Genomic DNA, 1,745 nt, shown 5'->3' on the forward strand with positions numbered 1-1,745 from the left:
GGGTGTGATCGAACCCTTCAGCCGCGAGAAGGTCATGTCGGGTGTGCGCAAGGCGTGCCAGGGGCGCCCGGTGACCGAGGGTGACCTTGCCGTCCTGGCGCAAACCGTCGAGGAGGCGGTCCGGCAGACCGGTTCGTCGCAGGTCGACACGAACGAGATCGGCCTGGCGATCCTCGGTCCACTCCGGGAACTCGATCAGATTGCTTATCTCCGGTTCGCGAGCGTCTATCAGGCGTTCGATACGTTGGAGGATTTTGAGTCGGCGATCGCACAGTTGCGCGCGGATCATCAACGCCTGGCATCCGACCCCGAGGAGTAATCCATGTACCCGTGGCTGTTTCGCACGTTCCTCTCGAAGATGGACCCCGAGGCAGCGCACCATTCGGCGATGCTCGTCATCCGGCTGCTCGGCTTTCCGCCGTTCTCGTGGGTGGCACGAGCCCTCACGAAGCCTGATCCGTTGCTGCGCGTGCAGACGCTCGGATTGACTTTCGACGCGCCCTTCGGCGTGGCAGCCGGGTTCGATAAGGATGCCGTGGGCGTCGACGGCCTACATGCTCTCGGTTTCGGTCACGTCGAGGTGGGGACGCTGACCGCGATTCCGCAGTCGGGAAACCCGAGGCCGCGTCTGTTCCGCCTCATTCCCGATCGCGCCGTCATCAACCGGATGGGTTTCAACAATCGAGGGTCGTACGCCGCGGCCGCTCGGCTCGAGCGTGCCCGTCGTCGGCGTCACCGCACGGTTCTGGGCGTCAATATCGGCAAGAGCCGCATCGTGGATGTCGAGAACGCCGTCGTCGATTACGTCACGAGTACGCGCCTGCTCGCGCCCGTCGCCGACTACCTCGTCGTCAACGTGTCGTCGCCGAACACCCCGGGTCTGCGGAGCCTGCAGGCCGTCGAGTCGCTGCGGCCCCTGCTGAGCGCGGTGCAGGATGCTGCCGAGGACACCCCGCTGCTCGTGAAGATCGCGCCTGACCTCTCCGACGATGACATCCGTGACATCACAGCCCTGGCTCTTGAGCTCGGCCTGCAAGGTATCGTCGCGACCAACACGACGATCGCGCGTGAGGGCCTGGGGCTCGTGACCGACGAGGCGGTCATCGCCGCCGCGGGCGCCGGTGGACTGTCGGGCAAGCCGCTGGCTCCGCGGGCCTTGGAGGTGCTGCGGCTCGTTCGTTCTCTCGTGCCCGACAGCTTCTGCGTCATCTCTGCGGGCGGTGTCGAGACTGCCGACGACGTGCGTGAGAGGTTGGATGCCGGCGCAACCCTGGTTCAGGGATACACCGGCTTTTTGTACCGCGGCCCGCTCTGGGCGCGACAGATCAATCGGGGTCTTGTCCGCCGATGAGGGTCAGCGGCACACCATCTCGAAAAGACTTAGGAAACCCTAACTTCATCCGGGATCCGAGGAACCTCCTCGGATATACTCCCGACAGCACAACACCGGCATTCGCGTCGTCGAGTGCTTCAGCGCGGCAGTCGCGCCATGGGAAGGAACCTCTGTGATCGAACGTCACATCAAGCCCGAAGTCGCCGCGATCTTCATCGATGTCGCCCGCGGCCGTCGGGGAATCTACTCCGATGACGCAGCCTTCGAGGACCTGCTCGCCGATGCCAAGGCGGCTTTCGATGCAGCCGACCCCGAGACCGTCGAGATCATCCGTCAGTTCGCGCGGGCCGAGGTCCCGGACGGGGGAGTGCTCTTCCACGGACTCACGGTCGACCAGGACGACATGGGCGAG

3 protein-coding genes are annotated in these 1,745 nt (G+C 65.0%); all 3 read left to right on the top strand.

The annotated features are described in order from the left end of the window. A partial coding sequence (locus Q1V87_RS15645) for an ATP cone domain-containing protein (protein WP_300594970.1) occupies positions 1–319 on the top strand: 319 nt, incomplete at its 5' end. 3 nt (positions 320–322) lie between these two features. After that, complete coding sequence (locus Q1V87_RS15650; RefSeq protein WP_300594973.1) at positions 323–1,351, top strand: quinone-dependent dihydroorotate dehydrogenase; 1,029 nt, start codon at positions 323–325, stop codon at positions 1,349–1,351. Positions 1,352–1,505: 154 nt separating this feature from the next. Continuing rightward, positions 1,506–1,745: hypothetical protein (locus Q1V87_RS15655; protein ID WP_300594976.1), on the top strand; the 240-nt coding region annotated here is incomplete at its 3' end.

Source organism: Microbacterium sp. (assembly GCF_030149085.1).
Classification (GTDB): Bacteria; Actinomycetota; Actinomycetes; order Actinomycetales; family Microbacteriaceae; genus Microbacterium.